Origin of the sequence: Rhodococcus sp. NPDC006774 (assembly GCF_040636045.1) — a bacterium.
Taxonomy (GTDB): domain Bacteria; phylum Actinomycetota; class Actinomycetes; order Mycobacteriales; family Mycobacteriaceae; genus Rhodococcoides.
This window is the reverse complement of record NZ_JBEYIW010000003.1, coordinates 317,554-338,289: the sequence shown is the minus strand read 5'-3', so window position 1 is coordinate 338,289 and position 20,736 is coordinate 317,554. Positions and strand designations below refer to the sequence as shown.

Below are 20,736 nucleotides of genomic sequence, written 5' to 3'. Positions count from 1 at the left end.
TCGGACCTAGCGTAGAGGTCCGTTTCAATCCGACGAACGCCGGGTACCGGACTCGTCGGTAGGGTCTTCACCGGCGTCGAGCGCGTCCCACATCATGCGTTCGGTGAGGTCCTCTCCCTCGTCCTGCACGCCGGCACCGGATGCCGTGGTGCGCGCGCGCCGAGCGACCTCGTCGCGACGCACCGCCGGGGCGTCGTACTTGGACGAGAGTACCTGCGTGGCAAACGTTTTCCGAATCGACACCACGGCAGCAGCGAAGGCGCAGACGGCACCGACGAGGGTGACGATCGCCGGCAGAACCGAGACGTCCGTCATCGAGACCTGGGCGCGTGCCGGAAGCTCCGCGAGCGCCGCGGACTCCGAATCCGACGCCCCGGCGGTGAGCAATCGAACTGCCGGAATCGCAGCCGCCACGGCCACAACGGCGATCAACAGGGCCAGCACCCGAGAGGCCCACCCCCGCACGGCGAACGACGCGGCGATCGCAGCCACCAGCACCAGCGCGAGCGGCGTCGTGGCAGCAGCCCAGGTGCTGCCGAGAAGCTCGTCGGTCCGGCTCTCGCCGAGTCCGTCGAACGACGTCACCCGAACCCAGGTCATTCTCGACGCGCCCCACAGGCACGCCGCTGCAACCACCAGAAGGGCGACGGGGAGAGCGGCCGACCCGCGGCGACCGGATCGCTCGCTCATCGGCCACCGACCTCACGGAGCGATTCCGCTGCGGCGACGGCTCCCAGCACCGCCATCGCCTTGTTCCGCGCCTCGTCGTCCTCGTATTCGGCAACCGAGTCGGCCACGACGCCTGCCCCGGCCTGAACGTACGCGGTGCCGTCCTTGATGAGGGCGGTGCGAATCGAGATGGCAGTGTCGGCGTCGCCCGCGAAGTCGAGGTAGCCGACGATGCCGCCGTAGATGCCGCGTCGCGTCGGCTCCAGCTCGTCGATCAGTTCCATCGCGCGCACCTTCGGTGCCCCGGACAGGGTGCCTGCCGGGAAGCAGGCCTTGACCGCGTCGAGGGCGCGCTTGCCCTCGGCCAACCGTCCGGTGACCGTCGACACCAGATGCATGACGTGGCTGTATCGCTCGATGTGGCGGTAGTCGCTCACACGCACGGTGCCGGGAGCGCAGACGCGTCCGAGATCGTTGCGGCCCAGATCGACGAGCATCAGGTGCTCGGCGTTCTCCTTCTCGTCGGCGAGCAGATCCTTCTCGAGCAGCACGTCCTCTTCCTCGGACGTGCCGCGCCAACGCGTACCCGCGATCGGATGTGTGGTGGCCAGACCGTCGACCACCGTCACCAATGCCTCGGGGCTCGATCCGACGATGGAGAACGCCGTCTCGTCGTTCTCGCCCGGTACGTGCATCAGATACATGTACGGGCTGGGATTGGAGGCCCGCAGCATTCGGTAGACGTCGAGGGGTGACGCATCGGTGTCCATCTCGAAACGCTGGGAGAGCACCACCTGGAACGCCTCCCCTGCTTCGATCTCCTCGACCAGCCGAGCGACGTCGGCACCGAAGCCCTCGGACGTACGCTGCCGGCGGAACTGCGGCGCAGGCCTGGACACGGTGGAGACGGTGGAGGCAGCGGGCTTCGACAGGTCCGCACACATGCGATCGAGACGGCGCACCGCGTCGTCGTACGCCTCGTCGACGTGATCGTCGGTGCCGTTCCAGTTCACGGCGTTCGCAATCAGGGTGATCGCGCCTTCGTGATGGTCGACGGCCGCGAGATCGGTGGCGAGCAGCATGACCATCTCCGGAACACCGAGGTCGTCCTGCGCGTGCTCGGGCAGTTTCTCGATGCGCCGCACCGAGTCGTATCCGAGGTAACCCACCATGCCACCGGTCAACGGGGGCAGGCCCGGCAGCCGCTCCGAGTGCAGCAGCTCCAATGTCCGCGCCAGCACTTCGAGAGGATCGCCGCCGCTCGGCACCCCGGCGGGGACGTTGCCACGCCACGCGGCCTCACCGTCGATGACCGTGAGCGATGCCGGAGCACCTGCACCGATGAACGACCACCTGGACCACGAACTGCCGTTCTGTGCGGACTCGAGCAAGAAGGTTCCGGGTCGGTCGGCACCGAGCTTGCGGTATGCCGACAGAGGAGTCTCGGAGTCGGCGAGCACCTTTCGCGTCACGGGCACCACGCGGTGCTCTGCGGCGAGATGCCGGAACACCTCACGCGAGGTGGTCGAGTCGGAGTTCTCGGTGTCGGGGGTGGGGCTGGGGTCGGTGGTCGTCTCGCCGTGCATGCCACCATCCTCCCAGGTTCGGGTGCAGGGTCGGCGCTCGCGGTAACCTGCCGAGCATGAAACCAGGCGAGCTCGTTCCCGATTTTTCCCTGCCGGACCAGACCGGAGAGACCCGAACGCTGACCGAATTGCTGGCGAACGGTCCGATAGTGCTGTTCTTCTACCCCGCTGCATTCACCCCCGGGTGCACCGCCGAGGCGTGCCACTTCCGGGACCTGGCATCGGAGTTCGCCGAGGTCGGAGCAACCCGTGTCGGCATCAGTGCCGATGCAGTCGCCAAGCAGGCAGAGTTCGCCGCCTCGAAATCCTTCGACTACCCGCTGCTCTCCGACGAGGACGGCACCGTCGCCACCGCGTTCGGCGTCAAGCGCGGTCTGCTGGCCAAGCTGTCCCCGGTGAAGCGCGCGACGTTCGTCATCGGCACCGACCGGAAGGTCCTCGAGACCTTCTCCAGCGAAGTACGGTTCGAAGCGCATGCGGACAAGGCTCTGGAGTACCTGCGGGCACATCGCACCTAGAGCACTGTCCGACGCGATGCCTCGGGTGGGGGCAACCTCGAGGCATCATGTGCAGGCAACAACCAACTTGATCGAGAGGTTCCCCGCGATGGATACGTCGGCGACACCGCAACACACGGTGGATCCCCGTTGGCTCACCGAGAGTCAGCAGGAGGCCTGGCGATCACTCGTCGCTCTGGTCACTCGGTTGCCGGCAGCGTTGGACGCGCAGTTGCAGCGCGATTCGCAGCTGACCCACTTCGACTACTTCGTCCTCGCCACGGTCAGCGAGAATCCACAGCGACGGATCCAACTCCGCGATCTGGCCGAGTACGCGAACGCCTCGCTCTCGCGCCTGTCACACGTGGTGACGAAGCTCGAGAAGGCCGGGTGGGTCGAGCGCGAGAGCATCCCGGGCAGCCGCGGTTCCTATGCGGTACTGACCGACGCAGGCATGGCCAAGGTGGTGGAAGCGGCGCCCGGGCACGTCGGCACGGTGCAGTCGCTGGTGTTCGAGGGTCTGTCCGACGCGGAGGTCGAGCAGCTCGCGACCCTGAGTTCGACTCTGCTGGCGCAGTTGGACAAGGGAATTGCAGCGGGAACCGGTCACGCCTGAGTGTCGGGGCCCAACAGGACGTCGGCATCGAAGCAGGTGTGTGTGCCGGTGTGGCACGCCGCGCCGACCTGATCGACGATCAGGAGCACGGTGTCACCGTCGCAGTCGAGCCGAACCTCGTGCACGTACTGCGTGTGACCCGACGTCTCACCCTTGACCCAGTACTGCTGCCTGGACCTGGAATAGTAAGTGCCCTTGCGGGTTTCGAGGGTTCGAGCGAGTGCCTCGTCGTCCATCCACGCCACCATGAGTACCTGACCGGTCGACCGTTCCTGCACGACAGCGCTGAACAGCCCGGCCTCGTTGCGCTTGAGCCGCGCGGACAGCGTGGGATCGAGTGTCATCGGAAATCCTCTTCGCTATCGAACGACGATGTGCTCGGCGCGCATCGCATCTTTGACCTGGCCGATGGTGAGATCGCCGAAATGGAACACGCTCGCGGCAAGCACCGCGTCCGCTCCGGCGTGCACGGCCGGCGAAAAGTGTTCCACCACGCCTGCTCCGCCGCTGGCGATCACCGGCACATGTACCGCGGACCGGACGGCGGCGATCATCGGCAGATCGAATCCGGCCTTCGTTCCGTCGGCGTCCATCGAATTGAGCAGAATCTCTCCGACGCCCAGTTCTGCACCACGTACCGCCCATTCGACGGCGTCGATGCCGGTGCCACGTTTGCCGCCGTGCGTGGTGACCTCCCAGCCCGACGGGGTGTCCTGCTGCCCCTGGGGGACGGTTCGGGCGTCGACCGAGAGCACGATGCACTGTGAGCCGAACCGTTCGCTGAGCTCACGCAGCAACTCCGGCCGGGCGATCGCAGCGGTGTTGACACTGACCTTGTCCGCCCCGGCTCGCAGCAGTCGATCCACATCGGCGACGGTGCGCACTCCCCCGCCGACGGTGAGCGGGATGAACACCTGCTCGGCGGTGCGGCTGACGACGTCGAGCATCGTGCCTCTGTCCGACGTCGACGCGGTGACGTCGAGGAAGGTCAGTTCGTCGGCACCCTGCGCGTCGTAGGCGGCAGCGAGCTCCACGGGATCGCCTGCGTCACGGAGGTTTTCGAAGTTCACTCCCTTGACGACACGTCCGGCGTCGACGTCCAGGCACGGAATCACTCTGACCGCGACGCTCATCGCACCGGTCCTTCCAGATAGTCGACGGGATCACCGAGTTCGGTGATCACCTTCAGCAATTGTTCGTGCACTCCCGGTCCGGCTGCGAGGACCGACGCCGAGTCGACCGTCCAGGGTTCGCCCGCGAGGTCGGTGACGATTCCGCCTGCCGCGCGCACCAGCAGCGCACCGGCCGCATTGTCCCAGGCCCGGTGACCGAATACGACCGCGCCGCCGAGGACGCCACTGGCCGTGTAGGCCAGATCGACCCCGGTGGCACCGTGCATCCGCAATCGCGAGGAATGCATCGACAACTCTTCGAGGATGCGGAACCGGAACCGACCCGGCAGCGAACCGCGGCTGGCGACATTGAACGCACCGAAGCCGATCATGGATTCGCGCAGCACTTTCGGCTGCAGTGCCGGAAGCGCGACACCGTTGAGCATCAGGGGGCCGCCCGCCACAGCGGCGAAACGCTGATCCACCAACGGCAGCCAGGTGAGTCCGAGGACCGGTTCTCCATCGTCGAGCAACGCCAACAACGTTCCGGCCGAGGGCAATCCCGACGAGTAGTTGAAGGTGCCGTCGATCGGGTCCAGCACCCAGACGAGTCCCGAGTTCAGATCCGGTCCGCCGAACTCCTCACCGTGAACGGCGATTCCGGTGGCCTCGAGCAATTCCGCACCGAGCCGCCGCTCGAGTTCCAGATCCACCGCAGTGGCGAAGTCGTCGGGGCCCTTCTGCACTGCGCTCGGCGCGCCGACGCCGGCGACGAACCGATCGTGGATGCCGTCGAGCAGACCACCGGCGATCTCGAGCAGACGAGTCGGTTCCTCGGGAAGGGTCATCCCTGTGTTACCGCGACACCGCAGCGAGGGCGTCCGGGAGCGTGAAACGTCCGGCGTACAGCGCCTTTCCGACGATGGAACCTTCCACGCCGCGGTCGACCAGTCCGGCGATCGCTTCCAGGTCCGCGATCGTGGACACGCCGCCCGATGCGATGACCGGCTTGTCGGTCTTGGCACACACGTCGGCGAGCAGTTCCAGGTTGGGCCCGGTCAACGTGCCGTCCTTGGTGACGTCGGTGACGACGTAGCGTGAGCACCCGTCGCGTTCGAGCCGCTCGAGAACCTCCCACAGGTCGCCGCCGTCGCTCACCCAGCCGCGACCGCGCAACCGCGGTGCTCCGTCGACGATCAGCACGTCCAGACCGACGGCAACGCGATCGCCGAACTCGCCGATCGCGCGGGAGCACCACTGCGGATCTTCGAGGGCCGCGGTGCCGAGATTGACTCGCGCGCAACCGGTCGCCAGCGCCGCACGCAGCGACTCGTCGTCACGAATTCCGCCGGACAGCTCCACCTTGACGTCGAGCTCGCCGACGACGGACGCCAGCAGCTCGCGGTTGGATCCGCGTCCGAACGCGGCGTCGAGATCCACGAGATGGACCCACTCGGCGCCGTCGTTCTGCCACGCGAGTGCAGCGTCGCGAGGCGACCCGTACTTCGTTTCGCTTCCTGCTTCTCCTTGAACGAGACGGACAGCTTCGCCGCCTGCGACATCGACAGCAGGCAATAAGACCAGGCTCACGTGCGGTTATGCTACGGGCCGAGCGGCTGTGAACTCAAAACGGGTCGTCTGTCGTCCTACCGGAGTTCTTTGCGCGTCATGCGCGTGGACACCACACCCATGGCCGCGATCGCGCCGACCACACCGGCCAACGCGATGACCAGACCCACCCCGGCACTCGGCTGCAGCACAGCGATCAGTGCCGTCGCAAGGGCGAGCACGATCACAGCCGAACCGAGTGCGCGAAAGGCCAAGCGCCCGAGTGAGAACTCGCGGTCGCTCACACCGATCGGACCCAGTTCTCCAGCAGCGCAGCCCCGGCGTCACCGGACTTCTCCGGGTGGAACTGAGTGGCCGAGAGAGCGCCGTTCTCCACGGCAGCGAGGAATCGGCCGCCGTGATCGGCCCACGTGAGCAACGGCGCAGCGATGGTGTCGCTGGGTTCGAGCTCCCACTGCTGGGCAGCGTAGGAGTGGACGAAATAGAACCGGGTCTCGGGATCGATGCCGTCGAACAGCACGCTCTTCTCCGGTGCCTCGACGGTGTTCCAGCCCATGTGCGGCAGCACCTCGGCCTGCAGGCGCTCGACCGTTCCCGGCCACTCCCCGCACCCGTTGGCTTCGACACCGAATTCGACGCCGCGGTCGAACAGGATCTGCATTCCGACGCAGATACCAAGCACGGGACGCCCACCGGCGAGACGACGCCCGATGATGCGATCGCCCTTCACCGCCAGCAGACCTTCCATGCAGGCGGCGAACGCACCGACACCGGGAACGACCAGCGCTTCTGCATTCAGGGCCTCGTCGAAGTCCGAGGTCACGGTCACATCGGCACCGACCCGGGCCAGAGCCCTCTTCGCCGAGTGCAGATTGCCCGAGCCGTAATCGAGCAACACCACAGAAGTCATGCGCGGAGTCTATCGGGGCGTGGTCTCGCGATGAGCGCCACCGCCGCGACGACGACCACCGTGGCAGCGGCTGCGGTGAATCCCGCGGTGTACCCCACACTTGTCGCGAGGACACCGAGGGCGAGTGCGCCCGCCCCGGTGCCCGCGTCGAAGCTGATGTTCCAGACGGCGCTCGCGCTGCTGTAGCGGGCGGGTCCGGCTGCGTCGAATGCCATCACGAGGCTGTCGTTCTGGCATGCGCCGTACCCGATTCCGAACAGGACGGCTGCGACGAAGAACAGCGCCGCGGGCATGTTGCCGAGCGCAGCGATCGCGAACAGGGCGATGCCGATCGCCGCCGACACCAGCGCCGGAAGCACAGAGCGTCCGATTCCGATGCGGTCCGCCACCGAGCCAGCGGCGTAACGCCCGACGAGCATCGAGGCACTGACGACGGCCAGTGCGAGTCCGATCATCGCGGCTCGGTTCGATTCGGCGATGGGCAGCAGACTGGTGATTCCCCCGTAGGCCGCGGACACCGAGGCCACGACGAGACACGGCACCAGGAATTGACGAACGTCGAGGCGAACCCGCTCGATCCTCGGCGGCTGCGGCGCGGGCCGGGTCGGCGGTAACAGCGCCACGCCGATCAGGCCTGCTGCGGGCACCAGAGCACCGAGTACGAACACGGCAGTAGGACTCGCCGCGAATATCACCAGACCCAATGGCAGCGTGACCATCTGAGCCAAGGCGACGGCGATGCCCTGCGCGCCCGTCGCCCGGCCGAGCAGCGCTGTCGGAGCGAGCTCGGCGACGATGGCGGCACCGGCGACGGTCAACATTCCGAATCCGGTGCCCCGCAGGGCGGACACCGCCAGCGCCGGTACGGCCTCGACGGAGACGATGAACAGCAGTGCAGGCAGCCCGAGAAGCAGACACCCGGCGGCCAGAACCGCGCGGTGGCCGACTCGCATCAGCATGCCCGGCACGAAGAGCTGAGTGATCACCGTCGTGGCCATGAAGATCGCGGTGCTGGCCGCGGCCACCGCGTCCGATGCCCCCGACTGGGACACAGCGAGGGGAACCACCGGGAGCAGCAACCCCCACCCGCCGAAGGAGGCCGCGCCCATGGCCATCGCGGCCGGAAGACCGCGGATGGAGCTCAGGCCACTCAACGCACGAGCGCCGATCGACCGATCACAGACTTCCCTTGGTGGACAGCACACCGGTCACGCGAGGGTCGTACTCGGTGGCCTGACGCAGTGCCCGAGCCACGGCCTTGAACTCGGCTTCGGTGATGTGGTGCTGATCGCGGCCGTAGATCACCCGGACGTGCAGTGCGATCCGAGCGTTCGAGGCCAGCGTCTCGAACACGTGCTTGTTGATCACGGTGGAGTACGGAACACCGGGGTAGCCGCCGATCACCGAGTGCACCATGTAGTCGGGCTCACCGGTGTGTACACAGTACGGACGACCGGACACGTCGACAGCCGCGTGCACGAGCGTTTCGTCCATCGGAATGAACGAGTCGCCGAACCGAGTGATGCCCGCCTTGTCGCCGAGGGCCTGGCCGAGAGCTTGCCCGAGCACGATCGCGGTGTCCTCGACGGTGTGGTGCGCCTCGATCTCGATGTCGCCCTTCGCGCGCACCGTCAGGTCGAAACGAGCATGGGTGCCGAGCGCGGTGAGCATGTGGTCGTAGAACGGAACGCCGGTGGAGATGTCGACGATGCCGGTCCCGTCGAGGTTCAGCTCGACCGAGATGTCGGATTCCTTGGTGGTGCGCTCGATCTTGGCGATGCGGGGAGCGGGTGTTGTCACTTCGGTGCCTCTGCTGTTTCGGTCGATGCGAGTGCTGCGCTGACGGTGAGGAATCGGTCGTTCTCGTGCGCCAGTCCGATGGTGACGCGAAGATACCCGGGAATTCCGACGTCCCGGATTAGCACGCCGTCGTCCAGGTACCGCTGCCAGGTCGCGGCCGCATCGGAGAACCGGCCGAAGAGCAGGAAGTTGGCGTCGGACGGCACCACGTCGTACCCCTGGTGGCCGAGAGCCGCTGCCACCCGATCTCGTTCGGCGGAGAGTTCGGCCACGCTCCCGAGAGTGTCCGAGGCGTGCCGTAGCGCCGCCCGCGCAGCTGCCTGTGTGACGACCGAGAGGTGATAGGGCAAGCGCACCAACAGCATTGCGTCGACGACGGCGGGGGCAGCCACCAGATATCCCAGCCGACCGCCGGCGAACGCGAACGCCTTGCTCATGGTTCGGCTGACCACGATCTTGCTGGGGTAGCTCTCGATCAACCCGATCGCGCTGGGCGCAGAGGAGAATTCCGCATAGGCCTCGTCGACCACCACGATTCCCGGTGCGGCGTCGAGGATTCGGCGCAGATCCGCCTCGTCGATGCTGTGGCCCGTCGGATTGTTGGGGCTGGTGACGAACACGACGTCGGGCTTTCGTTCTTCGATCGCCTGCACTGCGTAGTCGACATCGAGAGAGAAATCTGCCCGACGCTTCGCCGGAATCCATTCGGTCTGGGTCCCGGAGGAGATGATCGGGTGCATCGAGTAGGACGGCACGAAGCCGAGCGCGGTGCGATCCGGTCCCCCGAACGCCTGCAGCAACTGCTGCAGAATTTCGTTGGACCCGTTGGCCGCCCACACGTTGGCGGTGTCGACAGCGAAGCCGGTCTGCTCGGTGAGGTAGCGAGCGAGGTCGGCACGCAGCTCCTCCGCATCGCGATCCGGGTAGCGGTGCAGCTGACCGGCGGCGAGCCGAACGGAGTCCGCCACATCGTCGATCAATGCCTGCGTCGGCGGGTGCGGATTTTCGTTGGTGTTCAACTGAACCGGCACGGTGAGCTGCGGCGCACCATACGGCGTTTTGCCGATCAGTGCCTCACGCAGCGGGAGGTCGTCCAGCGAGACCGCTTGTCCCAGAGCATCGGTCATGATGGATCACCGGTACGCAGCCCTTCGAACCGCAGCCGCACCGCTTCTCCGTGAGCCGGGAGATCCTCCGCGTTGGCCAGCGCAATGACGTGCGCCGCAATATCTTTCAGCGCGGCTTCGCTGTAGTCCACCACATGGATGCCGCGCAGGAACGTCTGCACACTCAGGCCGGACGAGTGGCGTGCGCATCCCGCCGTCGGAAGTACGTGGTTGGAGCCGGCGCAGTAGTCACCGAGGCTCACCGGCGACCACGCTCCGACGAACACGGCACCGGCGCTGCGCACCCGGGATGCGACGTCGGACGCGTCCTTCGTCTGAATCTCGAGATGCTCGGCGGCGTAGGCGTTGACCACGGCCAATCCCTGAGTGACGTCGTCGACCAGCACGATGCCGGACTGGCTTCCGTTCAGTGCGGTGGCCACGCGCTCTGCATGCCGGGTGGATGCCATCTGTGCGTTGACGGCCCGGTCCACGGCATCGGCCAGTTCGATGCTGTCGGTGACCAACACACTGGCCGCCATGACGTCGTGTTCGGCCTGGCTGATGAGGTCCGCCGCCACGTGAATCGGGTCCGCGGTGGCGTCGGCGAGAATCGCGATCTCGGTCGGTCCTGCCTCGGAGTCGATTCCAATGAGCGAGCGACACAGCCGCTTGGCCGCCGTGACGTAGATGTTGCCCGGACCGGTGATCAGATCGACCGGTGCCAACTCGCCGCCGTCGGTGTCGACGCCTCCGTAGGTGAGCAGCGCGACACCCTGGCCACCGCCGACCGCCCAGACCTCGTCGACGCCGAGCAGCTGCGCCGCAGCCAAGATCGTCGGGTGCGGCAGTCCGCCGAAGTTCTTCTGCGGCGGCGACGCCACCACCAGAGATCCGACGCCGGCGATCTGCGCGGGCACCACGTTCATCACGACCGACGACGGGTACACAGCGTTGCCGCCGGGCACGTACAGGCCGACGCGATCGACGGGGATCCAGCGTTCGGTCACGGTGCCGCCGGGTACCACCTGGGTGGTGTGGTCGGTTCTGCGCTGATCCGAGTGCACCAGGCGGGTCCGTTCGATGGCGACCTCGAGGGCAGCGCGAACATCGGAGTCGAGCTCTGCGAGGGCCTTGACCAGTTCTTCCTGCGGGACGCGAACGCGGTCCGGTCGGACTCCGTCGAACTTCTTGCTGAACTCGAGGGCCGCGTCGGTACCGCGCTCCTTGACCGCGTCGACGACAGGGCGAACCTGATGCAGCACCGAATCGACATCCACTCCGCCTCGGGGAAGTGCGCCGCGTAGTTCGGCAGTGGATGGAGTTCGTCCGCGTAGATCGACGCGGGCGAGCTCGATGCGGGCAGGCATAGTGGGCCCCTTCGTGAAGTCGGTTCGGTGCCGGAGTTCGGTCGAAGCCGGGGTTCGGTCGAAACAGTGTGGTTCGAACACCCAGGATAGTTCCACCGAATTCCGCTCAGCCCCGCACGTCCCACAGATGATGGATGGGGTCGTGAATGTAGTAGGCGGCCAGTGATTCGACCGAGAAGTTCGATCCGTCGCTGCGTCGACCGTTCCGATGCCGATTCTCCGGCGGTACAGCGGCGAAATCGTCGGCCAGAGCGCGGGCGGCGTCGCCGAGTTCCGACGCCACCTCCGCAGGATTCTGGGAGTTGTAGTCCTCGGCCAGCGCGGTGGCGTCCTGGTCCCAGTTCGCGAACTCGGGATCGTCCTCGGTCAACACCAGTGCGAGCCGGGTCCGGAAGATGCGGTGCGCGTCACGTACGTGCGCGGCGTATTCGAGCGCGGACCACGTCGAGTCGTCGGGACGCAGTGCAACGTTCTCGCGCCGCAGAACCGCTCCCCAACGCTCGACGTCGGCGCGGATCAGGTCCGGGATAGCGTCGTATTCGACGGCACTCGAGTCGAACCCGCAATCCGGGCACGCTCGTTCGAGTACCCAGGTCCAGTTCTTGGTGTCGGGATCGATCGGCATGCCGGTCAGAATAGATCAGGGCAAGGGACACCTCGGTGTCCACAATTCGCGTCGTCGATCGTCGGTTGTGCATCCGAACGCGAATTGTGGACAGCGAGGGCTGTCGCCAGATCTGTCAGGCGTAGCGGGCAGCGAGGTTGTGCAGCGTGCTCTCGAGGCCCTGGGCATTCTTCTGCGGAATCTTGAACAGCTCGAGCATCTTCGGGACCTTGGCGGTGCCGTACTTGAAGCTCTCGGTGACCGTGGTCAGCCCCGGCTGCTTCTCCTCGAACTCCCAGCGCCAGGTGTGCCCCATCGGGTGCTGCCACTCGATCACCTTGTGCTTGTCGGCGTCGACGAACTCGGTGACGGTGCTGGTGATCTTGTACGGCACGCCGTACTGCTTCATGCCGACGGAGAACTTCGCGCCGGTGCTCAGTCGATCGGGGCCGCGGACGGTGTCCTTGACCGTCCCGGACCCGTCGAGCTCACCGTGCCGGTTGGGATCGGCCACGATGTCGAACAATTCGGATGCCGGTGCCCGAACTTCGGTCTGCCGGGTGACCTGCTGGGGGCCGGTGTCGATACTTCTGATGTCTGCCATCTCGGTGGCCTACCCTGCTTCGGCGCGTTCGACACCCACGGCCGGGCCGAATTCGAGTTGACGGTCGTAGTTCAATGAACGCATGTCCTGGTCAGTGTGGCTCGCCTTCCTCGGCGCGAGCATCGTCATCAGTCTCTCCCCCGGTGCAGGCGCCATCGCGTCGATGTCCACCGGGCTTCGCTACGGCCTGCGCCGCGGATACTGGAACATCTTCGGTCTGCAGATCGGTCTGCTCCTGCAGATCGGCATCGTCGCCGTCGGACTGGGGGCAGTGCTCGCCAGCTCGGCGCTCGCGTTCACTGCCATCAAGTGGTTCGGTGTCGCATACCTGGTCTACCTGGGCATTCGGCAGTGGCGGGCAGCCCCGACCGACGTCGCCGACGCCCCCGCGGTGGCCGATCGCGGAACGACGATGCTGGTACGAGGATTCCTCGTCAATGCCAGCAACCCGAAGGCCGTCGTGTTCATGGTTGCCGTCCTTCCCCAGTTCCTCGATCCAGCGCAGCCTCTGCTCACTCAGTACCTCGTCATCGCGGCCACGATGGTCGCGGTCGACATGTTGGTGATGACCGGATACACCTCGCTGGCATCTCGGGTTCTGCGGCTGATGCGCTCGCAGCGCCAGCAGAAGACGATGAATCGCACGTTCGCCGGGATGTTCTTCGCTGCCGCAACGTTCCTCGCGACCGTCCGGCGCGTGACACCGTGAGGAAATACCGCGTGATCATGAAGAACGCGCTCGGCGGCGACCCGATTCCGTTGGGACTGTTCGACACACTCCTCGAGGCCAACACGTGGATCCAGGACGTCGGCAAGCGCGACGAGCACGAACTCGGCACCTACACGGTCGAGGTTGTCGACGAGTGAGCGGGCGGTGTCCGTGTTCGAGCGGTGACACGTTCGACGCGTGCTGCGAGCCGTACCTGCGCGGCGATGCGAGCGCGCCGACAGCCGAGAAGCTGATGCGATCTCGATTCACTGCGTTCGCCGTCGCAGACGTGGACTATCTCCGCGCATCGTGGCATCCCGACACCGCACCGGCCGAGCTGGAGCTGGACCCCGATCAACGGTGGTACCGACTCGACATTCTCGCGACCGACGCCGGCGGGCTGTTCGACGACGCGGGAACCGTCGAGTTCCGAGCTCGATACAAGCATCCGGGCGGGGCGGGCTCGATGAGTGAGGTGAGCCGCTTCGTCCGCGTGGACGGCCGGTGGCTCTACCTCGACGGGATCGTCTCGAGCTAGAGGTTGCGCAGCTTGGTCGGTCGGTTGCCCGACGTACGACGCGCTTCCTGCTTCTCCTTGATGCGTTCGGCATCCTTGCGCACCTGAATCTGGGTGCGACGCTCTCGGACGAGCCACTGCGGTGGGCTGGCAACGAGCTCCTCGATCGCCTCGCTGGTCAGCGCCTCGGTGACACCACCACGGGCCAGCCCTGCAATGGACACGCCCAGCTTCTTCGCGATGACGTCGCGGGGGAAGGGTCCGTTGGTCTGCAGTTCGGTCAACCACTGCGGCGGATCACTACGCAGTGCGTCCAGTTCGGACCTGCTGACCATCGAGTTCTGGAACTCTTCGGGTGCTGCGGGAAGGTAGATGCCGAGCTTGTTCGCCGCGGTCAATGGCTTCATGGTCTGCTGCTTGTTCTCCGGGCTCACCGGAACAGCTTATCCGGCCATGAGCACTCTCGACGCCACGGTCGCTCCCGGTCCGCGTCGTCCCATAGGCTCGACACCGTGAACATCGATGTGCAGACACTGCGCTGGTACGCGGCGGTGGCGCAGCAACTGCATTTCGCGCGCGCTGCTCAGTCACTGGGAATCTCGCGAATCCGCTTGAGCAAGACGGTCGTGGAACTCGAGGAACAGCTCGGCGTCGATCTGTTCGTGCCAGGGGCATCCCCCACCGAGCTCACCGAGGACGGCCGCGCTCTGCTCGAGCGGGCGCTGGTGGAGATCGCCGAGGACGATCGACTCTCGGAACTCGCGCAGGTTGCTGCTGCCGAGCCGACCACGTTCACCATCGGGTACGCCGAGGGAGTGACGCTGACGAAGTGGACGCGCATCTGGGCTGATCGGTTCCCCGATGTCACGCTCTCCGTGGTCGCGACCACACCCGAGACACAGGTGGCGGCGTTGCGCGACGGAACGGTCGATGTGAGCTTCGTCCGACCGCCGCTCGATCGTCAGGGCCTCAACGCCATCGGCCTGTATCAGGAAGTCCAGGTCGTGGTGGTCCCGAAGGACCATGCAGTCGCCGCATTCGATTCGGTCACCGCGAGCGATCTCGCCGACGAGCATCTGCTGGCCGATCCCGCGACGGTACCCGAATGGGCAGCTGTGGCAACGGAACTCGAAGTCGGCAACCGCCCGGAACTACCCCCGATGAATACCGTCGCGGAGACATTCGAGTACGTGGCTGCCGGGCTGGGGGTGGCAATAGTGCCGCACTCGGTGGCCCGATTCAACGCGCGCAAAGATCTCGTCTACCGCCCTGTGACCGACATAGAGCAGTCCCAGATTGCGTTGGCCTGGGTCGCAGAACACGAGGACGACCGCATCGAGGAGTTCATCGGCATCGTTCGAGGACGGTCGACCCGTAGCTCGCGCGGTGCATCGGACGAGGCACCGGTCAAGAAGAAGAAAGCGCACCCCTCCAAACCTGCTCGCCCCGTTGCCAAGACGAAGACGAACGCCCGACGCAGCGGAAAGCGCCGCTAGACGGGCTCACACCCTGCGAAGAACCGGGCGCACTAGAGGCCAAGGCCCCGCAGTCGGTCGATCTCACGACGATCGCGCTTGGTGGGCCTACCCGCCCCTCGATCCCGTCTCGGTACGGAAGCCAGAACTTCTTTCGGGGGCGGCGGCGGACTGCGATCGATCAAGCACTCGGGAACGACCGCTGCGCCGACGCGTTTGCCGATGGCCCGCACCACGACGACGATCTTCTCCACTCCGTCGGACCGGAGCCTGATCTCGTCGTCGGGGCCGATGCGATGCCCGGGTTTGGCAGGAGTTCCGTTGACACGGACGTGGCCGCCGCGGCAGGCAGCAGCGGCGGCAGACCGCGTCTTGAACAACCGCACCGCCCAGATCCAACTGTCGAGGCGGACACTCTGAACTTCCATCTTCGTACGAATTCCTCACATTGCGAGGCTCGACTACATGTCCAGGCCGAGGTCGAGCACTGTCACCGAGTGTGTCAGACCGCCCACCGCGAGGAAGTCGACCCCCGTGCGCGCGTAGTCCCGTGCCACGTCGACGGTCAGTCCGCCCGAGGATTCCAGCTTGGTCTGCGGCGCGAACGTATCGCGACGTTGCACGGCCATCTGCGTCTGCCACAGCGCGAAGTTGTCCAGCAGAACCAGTTCGACGTTCTCTGCGAGCACCTGGTCGAGTTGCTCGAGGCTGTCGACCTCCACTTCACAGGCGATGTTCGGCGCAGCGGCCCGCACCGCGTTCAACGCAGCGACGACCGAACCGGCCGCTGCCACGTGATTGTCCTTGATCAGCGCAGCATCGCCCAGACCCATCCGGTGATTGACGCCGCCACCGGCACGCACCGCGTACTTCTGCAGCGAACGCAACCCCGGCAACGTCTTTCGACTGTCCCGGATCTTGCACTCGGTGTCTGCGACCTCGGCGACCCAGCCGGCCGTCGCGGTGGCGATCCCCGAGAGATGGCAGACGATGTTGAGCATCGTGCGTTCGGCAGTGAGCAAGCCCCGAGTCGGGGCCTCGACCGTCAGCACGGCTTGTCCTGGTTCGACTTCGGATCCGTCCTCGATGCGATGCACGACGGAGTATCCCTCGGCTCCGATCACCTCGTCGAGAACCAGGAGGCCGACATCGATCCCGGCGATCGTGCCGAAGTGACGCGAGACCACCGACGCCGTGGCGATGGCATCCTCGGAAACCGTTGCCAGCGTGGTGATGTCGGGTCCGAACCGCAGGTCCTCGTCGAGCGCGGTCCGAATCAGTGCGAGTACCTCGGCGCGATCGACGCCCGGGTTCACCTCGTTCGCAGTATCGGTCATGTCAGCGTGCTCCCGTCATCACTTCGTCGTTCACGATCGCCAACCGTCCCTCGGGATCTCGTTCGATGTGCAGGCTTCGACGTTGCGCCGGTGCACTCTCGGGGAAATCCCGTCGGGTGTGGCACCCTCTGCTCTCACGGCGCTCGGACGCGGCCAGCACGATGACCTCCGCCGCAGCGGTCAACGCAGCATCCTCGACAGCACGTGCATCGACCGGCGGTTCCGACACGACACCGTGGGCCAGGACGCGTTGCGCCGCAGCAAGACCCGTTGCGTCGCGTACGACGCCGACCTCGGCGGTCATGGTTCGCTGCAGCACCGCGCGGTCGATGCGGCGATACGTGGGCAATGCGACATCCGAAATGCTGCCGTGTCGGCCGACCCGTTCGGCAGCCACGTAGGCCGCGCGCTCACCGACGACGAGACCCTCGAGCAGGCTGTTCGACGCCAACCTGTTGGCGCCGTGCAAGCCAGTGCGCGCCACTTCGCCTGCGGCGAGCAAGCCGGGAACCGAGGTGCGCCCGGATGTATCCGTCGCCACGCCCCCGCACGAGTAGTGCGCTGCGGGTGCCACCGGAATCAGGTCCGTCGCCGGATCGATTCCGGCCTCGAGGCACGAGGCGGTCACGGTCGGGAATCGCTCGTGGAAGTGCTCCACGAGGCGGGCGTCCAGCAGCACGTGGTCGTCACCGCGCTCGTGCAGCAGTTCGGCAATGGCCCGGGACACCACGTCGCGGGGCGCAAGATCACCGAGCGGGTGCACTCCGGCCATGAACGCACGGCCTGCGACATCTACCAGATGGGCACCCTCGCCGCGTACCGCCTCACTGATCAACGGACGACGGCCCGTGGACCCGGCGGCGAACAGCACCGTCGGATGGAACTGCACGAATTCCAGATCCGCGATCCGTGCACCTGCATCGAGGGCGAGTGCGATGCCGTCGGCCGTCGCACCCGGTGGGTTGGTGCTGCACGAGTACAGCTGTCCCAGTCCGCCGGTGGCCAGGAGAACCGTCGGGCAATGGACGACGCCGACGCCGCGAGGCCCGCGCACGAGGAGGCCGACGACCTCGCCGTCGGTGGTCAGCACCCGCAGAGCGGTGGTGTCGAACTGCACCGTCGGCACTGCACCGTCGAGGGTGCGCTGTACCTCGGCCCCGGTGGCGTCGCCGCCGGCATGGATGATGCGGCGCACACTGTGGCCGCCCTCCCTGGTGCGCGCGACGGAGCCGTCGGCAGCGCGATCGAACTCGGCACCCGCAGCTTCGAGCGAGGTGATCGCCGCGCGTCCGCCCGAGACGATGGAGCGCACTGCGTCCTCGTCGCACAGGCCTGCACCGGCAACGCAGGTGTCGGCCACATGCGATTCGATCGAATCCTCGAGTGCGGGACCGACGACCGCGATCCCACCCTGGGCGTACTGCGTCGCCGTGTCGGTGGAATGCCCCTTACTGACGGTCGCCACCCGCAGGCCGCGGACCGCCGCAGTCCGGGCCGCGGTGAGTCCGGCAATTCCACCGCCGACGACGACGAGATCGGCCGCGGTTTCCCACGCGACCGTTGGATTCACTCGCCGCCGCCCGGGGTACCGATCTCGATCATCCGCTGCACCGACTTGCTCGCGATGTTCGCGGTCTCGAGGTCGACGTGCACCTCGTCGCGCCCCTCGACGAGGCAGCGCAGCAGAGCGGCTGGGGTGATCATCTTCATGTAGCCGCACGATGCGCGGTCGTTGACGGCGAGGAAGTCGACGTCGGGAGCCGCCATCCGCAGTTGATGCAGCATGCCGATCTCGGTGGCGACCAGAACCTGCTTGGACGCGGTGGTGCGGGCAGCGTCGAGCATGCCGCCGGTGGAGAGGATCTTGACCTTGTCGGCGGGTACGAATCCCTCGCCTGCGAGGTACAGCGCCGATGTTGCGCAGCCGCATTCGGGGTGCACGTACAGCTCGGCATCGGGGTGGGTGCGCGATTTCTCGGCCAGTTCGTCGCCGTTGATGCCGGCGTGCACGTGACATTCGCCGGCCCAGATGTGCAGGTTCTCGCGCCCGGTGACGCGTTTGACGTGCGCGCCGAGGAACTGATCGGGAAGGAACAGGATGTCGCGGCCCGGATCGATCGACTCGACCACCTCGACGGCGTTCGACGAGGTGCAGCAGATGTCGGTCAGTGCTTTGATCTCGGCGGTGGTGTTGACGTACGAGACGACGACGGCGTCGGGAAAATCGGCCTTCCATTCGCGGAGCTGGTCTGCGGTGATGGAATCGGCCAGTGAGCAGCCGGCGCGCTGGTCCGGGATGAGGATCGTTTTCTGTGGGCTCAGGATCTTGGCGGTCTCGGCCATGAAGTGAACTCCGCAGAACACGATCGTGTCCTCGGGGACCTCGGCGGCCATCCGCGAGAGCGCGAGCGAGTCGCCGACATGGTCGGCAACGTCCTGAATCGCAGGCAGCTGGTAGTTGTGCGCGAGCAGCGTCGCGCCGCGCAGATCGGCGAGCCGTCGAACCTCGGCCGCCCATTCCGGAGTTGCCTCCACTCCCCCGTAACCACCTGCTCCATCGACGATGTCGCGAACTCCGGCGAATGCCGAGTCCAGGATGTTCACCCGGGTAGCGCTGCTGGTCATGACGGTTCTCCTTCACCGATCATCCGGTCGTCGGTGACCGAATTTCCTCCGAGGGAGTTTTCGACCTATGATCGAAAACATGATTCATCGTAGCACCGTCCACGAAGTACTCATCGCGGTGTTCCAAGTTCGACCCTTTTCCGACCCCGACGCCCCGGAACTGGGGGTGCTGCTGTGGCAGCGCGCGCTCGACCCCGAGGCCGGCACCTGGTCGCTGCCCGGTGGCACCCTGCGCGACGACGAAAATCTCGCCGCGTCCGCGCGCCGTCAGCTCGCCGAGAAGGTCGACGTGCGCTCGGTGGCGCACCTCGAGCAGCTGTCCGTCTTCAGCGAACCCGAACGCGTACCGGGAGATCGGCGGATCGCGTCGACCTTCCTCGGCTTGGTGCCGATCTCGGCAGAACCGACACTCCCCTCGGACACCGCATGGCACCCGGTTTCGGCGCTGCCCGACATGTCCTTCGATCACGGAACCGTCGTCGCGCACGCGAGACATCGACTGGTCGCGAAACTCTCGTACACCAACATCGGATTTGCACTGGCTCCGGTCGATTTCGCGATCTCGTCGCTGCGCGAGATCTACGGTGCCGCACTCGGATATCAGGTCGATGCCACCAACCTGCAGCGGGTGCTGAGCCGGCGCGGTGTCATCGAACCCACCGGACGGCGCGCGCCGTCCGGCAAGGCCGGTGGCAGACCGCCTGCACTGTTTCGCTTTGCCGACAACAGCATTCGAGTCACCGACGAGTTCGCCGCACTGAGGCCACCCCAGGCGTGAACTGCTGCTGTCAGTCGGCTCGATTCGAGTCGAACGACGGTGGCGGCGGGAAGAACTCGACATCGAGGTCGTCCGGATCGGGATCGGTGTGTTGCAGATTGTCGTTGGGATTCATCGCCGCCAGCAGCAGGATCACCAGCGAAGCCGTCAGCGCCTGAACGATCAGCACCAGCGGAGTATCGATACTGGGCGCAACGGTGACGATCGACCCGACCGCCGGGTCGCCGGCCTTCGGAAACCGAAGAGCAGCAATCCCGTTGCCCACCAGGACCGCAGCGACCGAGCCGGCGAGTGCACCGACGAAGACGGCACCGAACAGCCGCGGACCCCGCTCCGATCTCCACAGCCACCACCCGATCGGGAGAACGAGACCGAGGGCCAGGGACACGAACGCGAACAGTGCGAGGCCGTCGAAGCTGTGCAGGCTCTCCCCGGTCAGGGCCGCCCCGCGATCCTGCGCCACCACGAGCAACTGCTGCGCCGGTGCCAGGAACCCCCACAGCACCCCGCCCAGAGCCGACACTGCCACCGAGATTCCGACGACCACCGACAGCACACGAACGGTGCTGCTCCGCGGTGGCGTTTCGAGAACGTCCGACATGACCACCACCTAGCGCCTACCCGTCGCGGCCGAATCGACGAGGCCGTGACGCGAGCACAGTGATGTCCACCCGTCGGGGACGATCTGGACCACCATGCGGCGACCGCATTCTGCGCAGAACCGCGGCGGCTCCAACCCGAGCCGGACGGCGACCGACAACGAATCCGCACCCGCCTCGGCTCCGGCGTCGACAGGCCGACCGGTGTACGGGTCGTAGTGGGTCTCGCTCGTCATTCGACCCACCCTAATAC

Annotated in this window: 28 protein-coding genes; 7 read left to right on the top strand and 21 right to left on the bottom strand. The window is 66.3% G+C overall.

Annotated features, from left to right (window positions below; all coding sequences use genetic code 11):
- Positions 1-24: 24 nt before the first annotated feature.
- Entirely contained in the window at positions 25-690 is a 666-nt protein-coding gene (locus ABZ677_RS07000) for a TIGR02234 family membrane protein (protein ID WP_094635410.1), read from the bottom strand.
- Positions 687-2,255 (bottom strand): anthranilate synthase component I, encoded by a 1,569-nt coding sequence (locus ABZ677_RS06995; RefSeq protein ID WP_037192694.1) that lies wholly within the window; start codon positions 2,253-2,255, stop codon positions 687-689. Before ABZ677_RS06995 ends, ABZ677_RS07000 begins: the two co-directional genes overlap by 4 nt.
- A gap of 56 nt (positions 2,256-2,311) precedes the next feature.
- On the opposite strand from ABZ677_RS06995, the gene ABZ677_RS06990 reads away from it, so the two are divergent.
- On the top strand, positions 2,312-2,773 hold the full coding sequence (locus tag ABZ677_RS06990) for a peroxiredoxin (RefSeq protein WP_037192697.1): 462 nt from the start codon (positions 2,312-2,314) through the stop codon (positions 2,771-2,773).
- An 88-nt stretch (positions 2,774-2,861) separates the two neighbouring features.
- Positions 2,862-3,368, top strand: coding sequence for a MarR family transcriptional regulator (locus ABZ677_RS06985; RefSeq protein WP_358367715.1), 507 nt, complete (start codon positions 2,862-2,864; stop codon positions 3,366-3,368).
- Here the strand turns inward: ABZ677_RS06985 and hisI are convergent.
- From hisI to ABZ677_RS06925, 12 genes are all read right to left on the bottom strand, one after another.
- A complete protein-coding gene (hisI, locus tag ABZ677_RS06980; RefSeq protein WP_037192701.1) occupies positions 3,359-3,712 on the bottom strand; it encodes a phosphoribosyl-AMP cyclohydrolase in 354 nt (117 codons plus the stop codon). The two genes, ABZ677_RS06985 and hisI, sit on opposite strands and share 10 nt — an antisense overlap.
- 15 nt (positions 3,713-3,727) lie before the next feature.
- Positions 3,728-4,501 carry an imidazole glycerol phosphate synthase subunit HisF gene (hisF, locus tag ABZ677_RS06975; protein WP_037192703.1) on the bottom strand — a complete coding sequence of 258 codons (774 nt, stop codon included), beginning with the start codon at positions 4,499-4,501 and terminating at the stop codon, positions 3,728-3,730.
- The gene (locus ABZ677_RS06970) at positions 4,498-5,328 is read right to left on the bottom strand and encodes an inositol monophosphatase family protein (protein ID WP_037192705.1); all 831 of its coding nucleotides are present in this window, start codon (positions 5,326-5,328) and stop codon (positions 4,498-4,500) included. Before ABZ677_RS06970 ends, hisF begins: the two co-directional genes overlap by 4 nt.
- A 7-nt stretch (positions 5,329-5,335) precedes the next feature.
- Complete coding sequence (gene priA / locus ABZ677_RS06965) at positions 5,336-6,070, bottom strand: bifunctional 1-(5-phosphoribosyl)-5-((5-phosphoribosylamino)methylideneamino)imidazole-4-carboxamide isomerase/phosphoribosylanthranilate isomerase PriA (protein WP_008715867.1); 735 nt, start codon at positions 6,068-6,070, stop codon at positions 5,336-5,338.
- Between the two features lie 56 nt (positions 6,071-6,126).
- A complete protein-coding gene (locus tag ABZ677_RS06960; protein ID WP_037192707.1) occupies positions 6,127-6,333 on the bottom strand; it encodes a hypothetical protein in 207 nt (68 codons plus the stop codon).
- Complete coding sequence (hisH, locus tag ABZ677_RS06955; RefSeq protein WP_037192708.1) at positions 6,330-6,959, bottom strand: imidazole glycerol phosphate synthase subunit HisH; 630 nt, start codon at positions 6,957-6,959, stop codon at positions 6,330-6,332. The genes ABZ677_RS06960 and hisH overlap by 4 nt, the downstream gene beginning before the upstream one ends.
- The gene (locus ABZ677_RS06950; RefSeq protein WP_094741861.1) at positions 6,956-8,074 is read right to left on the bottom strand and encodes an MFS transporter; all 1,119 of its coding nucleotides are present in this window, start codon (positions 8,072-8,074) and stop codon (positions 6,956-6,958) included. The genes hisH and ABZ677_RS06950 overlap by 4 nt, the downstream gene beginning before the upstream one ends.
- A 61-nt stretch (positions 8,075-8,135) precedes the next feature.
- On the bottom strand, positions 8,136-8,759 hold the full coding sequence (hisB, locus tag ABZ677_RS06945) for an imidazoleglycerol-phosphate dehydratase HisB (protein ID WP_032394340.1): 624 nt from the start codon (positions 8,757-8,759) through the stop codon (positions 8,136-8,138).
- Positions 8,756-9,886: a histidinol-phosphate transaminase gene (locus ABZ677_RS06940; protein ID WP_358367708.1), complete on the bottom strand. Its 1,131-nt coding sequence runs from the start codon at positions 9,884-9,886 to the stop codon at positions 8,756-8,758. The genes hisB and ABZ677_RS06940 overlap by 4 nt, the downstream gene beginning before the upstream one ends.
- Positions 9,883-11,235: a histidinol dehydrogenase gene (hisD, locus tag ABZ677_RS06935; protein WP_358367705.1), complete on the bottom strand. Its 1,353-nt coding sequence runs from the start codon at positions 11,233-11,235 to the stop codon at positions 9,883-9,885. The genes ABZ677_RS06940 and hisD overlap by 4 nt, the downstream gene beginning before the upstream one ends.
- Before the next feature lie 106 nt (positions 11,236-11,341).
- Positions 11,342-11,860, bottom strand: a complete 519-nt coding sequence (locus tag ABZ677_RS06930; RefSeq protein WP_358367702.1) for a DinB family protein — start codon at positions 11,858-11,860, stop codon at positions 11,342-11,344.
- Between the two features lie 115 nt (positions 11,861-11,975).
- Entirely contained in the window at positions 11,976-12,443 is a 468-nt protein-coding gene (locus ABZ677_RS06925) for an SRPBCC family protein (RefSeq protein ID WP_358367699.1), read from the bottom strand.
- Between the two features lie 82 nt (positions 12,444-12,525).
- On the opposite strand from ABZ677_RS06925, the gene rhtB reads away from it, so the two are divergent.
- From rhtB to ABZ677_RS06910, 3 genes are read left to right on the top strand one after another with little or no spacing between them, the layout of a single operon-like run.
- Entirely contained in the window at positions 12,526-13,152 is a 627-nt protein-coding gene (rhtB, locus tag ABZ677_RS06920) for a homoserine/homoserine lactone efflux protein (RefSeq protein ID WP_358367696.1), read from the top strand.
- Positions 13,153-13,163: 11 nt separating this feature from the next.
- Positions 13,164-13,310: a hypothetical protein gene (locus tag ABZ677_RS06915; protein ID WP_155292933.1), complete on the top strand. Its 147-nt coding sequence runs from the start codon at positions 13,164-13,166 to the stop codon at positions 13,308-13,310.
- Positions 13,307-13,690: a YchJ family protein gene (locus tag ABZ677_RS06910; protein WP_358367694.1), complete on the top strand. Its 384-nt coding sequence runs from the start codon at positions 13,307-13,309 to the stop codon at positions 13,688-13,690. Before ABZ677_RS06915 ends, ABZ677_RS06910 begins: the two co-directional genes overlap by 4 nt.
- Here ABZ677_RS06910 and ABZ677_RS06905 read toward each other — a convergent pair.
- Positions 13,687-14,076, bottom strand: coding sequence for a DUF5997 family protein (locus ABZ677_RS06905; protein ID WP_170946007.1), 390 nt, complete (start codon positions 14,074-14,076; stop codon positions 13,687-13,689). The genes ABZ677_RS06910 and ABZ677_RS06905 overlap by 4 nt on opposite strands.
- A gap of 105 nt (positions 14,077-14,181) precedes the next feature.
- On the opposite strand from ABZ677_RS06905, the gene ABZ677_RS06900 reads away from it, so the two are divergent.
- Positions 14,182-15,165 carry a LysR family transcriptional regulator gene (locus tag ABZ677_RS06900; RefSeq protein ID WP_037192724.1) on the top strand — a complete coding sequence of 328 codons (984 nt, stop codon included), beginning with the start codon at positions 14,182-14,184 and terminating at the stop codon, positions 15,163-15,165.
- 32 nt (positions 15,166-15,197) lie between these two features.
- Here ABZ677_RS06900 and ABZ677_RS06895 read toward each other — a convergent pair whose 3' ends face one another.
- From ABZ677_RS06895 to nadA, 4 genes are read right to left on the bottom strand one after another with little or no spacing between them, the layout of a single operon-like run.
- Entirely contained in the window at positions 15,198-15,572 is a 375-nt protein-coding gene (locus ABZ677_RS06895; protein WP_037192726.1) for an RNA-binding S4 domain-containing protein, read from the bottom strand.
- Positions 15,573-15,605: 33 nt separating this feature from the next.
- Positions 15,606-16,481 (bottom strand): carboxylating nicotinate-nucleotide diphosphorylase, encoded by an 876-nt coding sequence (gene nadC / locus ABZ677_RS06890; RefSeq protein ID WP_358367690.1) that lies wholly within the window; start codon positions 16,479-16,481, stop codon positions 15,606-15,608.
- 1 nt (position 16,482) lies between these two features.
- Positions 16,483-18,051 (bottom strand): L-aspartate oxidase, encoded by a 1,569-nt coding sequence (locus ABZ677_RS06885; RefSeq protein ID WP_358367687.1) that lies wholly within the window; start codon positions 18,049-18,051, stop codon positions 16,483-16,485.
- Complete coding sequence (nadA, locus tag ABZ677_RS06880; protein WP_052047833.1) at positions 18,048-19,106, bottom strand: quinolinate synthase NadA; 1,059 nt, start codon at positions 19,104-19,106, stop codon at positions 18,048-18,050. Before nadA ends, ABZ677_RS06885 begins: the two co-directional genes overlap by 4 nt.
- Before the next feature lie 79 nt (positions 19,107-19,185).
- Here nadA and ABZ677_RS06875 point away from each other — a divergent pair, with 79 nt between their 5' ends.
- On the top strand, positions 19,186-19,884 hold the full coding sequence (locus tag ABZ677_RS06875) for an NUDIX domain-containing protein (protein WP_037193481.1): 699 nt from the start codon (positions 19,186-19,188) through the stop codon (positions 19,882-19,884).
- Positions 19,885-19,894: 10 nt separating this feature from the next.
- Here the strand turns inward: ABZ677_RS06875 and ABZ677_RS06870 are convergent, their stop codons facing one another.
- Both ABZ677_RS06870 and ABZ677_RS06865 read right to left on the bottom strand, forming a co-directional pair.
- On the bottom strand, positions 19,895-20,485 hold the full coding sequence (locus tag ABZ677_RS06870; RefSeq protein ID WP_037193483.1) for a DUF2567 domain-containing protein: 591 nt from the start codon (positions 20,483-20,485) through the stop codon (positions 19,895-19,897).
- Positions 20,486-20,494: 9 nt separating this feature from the next.
- The gene (locus ABZ677_RS06865) at positions 20,495-20,719 is read right to left on the bottom strand and encodes a hypothetical protein (RefSeq protein ID WP_094635420.1); all 225 of its coding nucleotides are present in this window, start codon (positions 20,717-20,719) and stop codon (positions 20,495-20,497) included.
- Between the last annotated feature and the right edge of the window lie 17 nt (positions 20,720-20,736).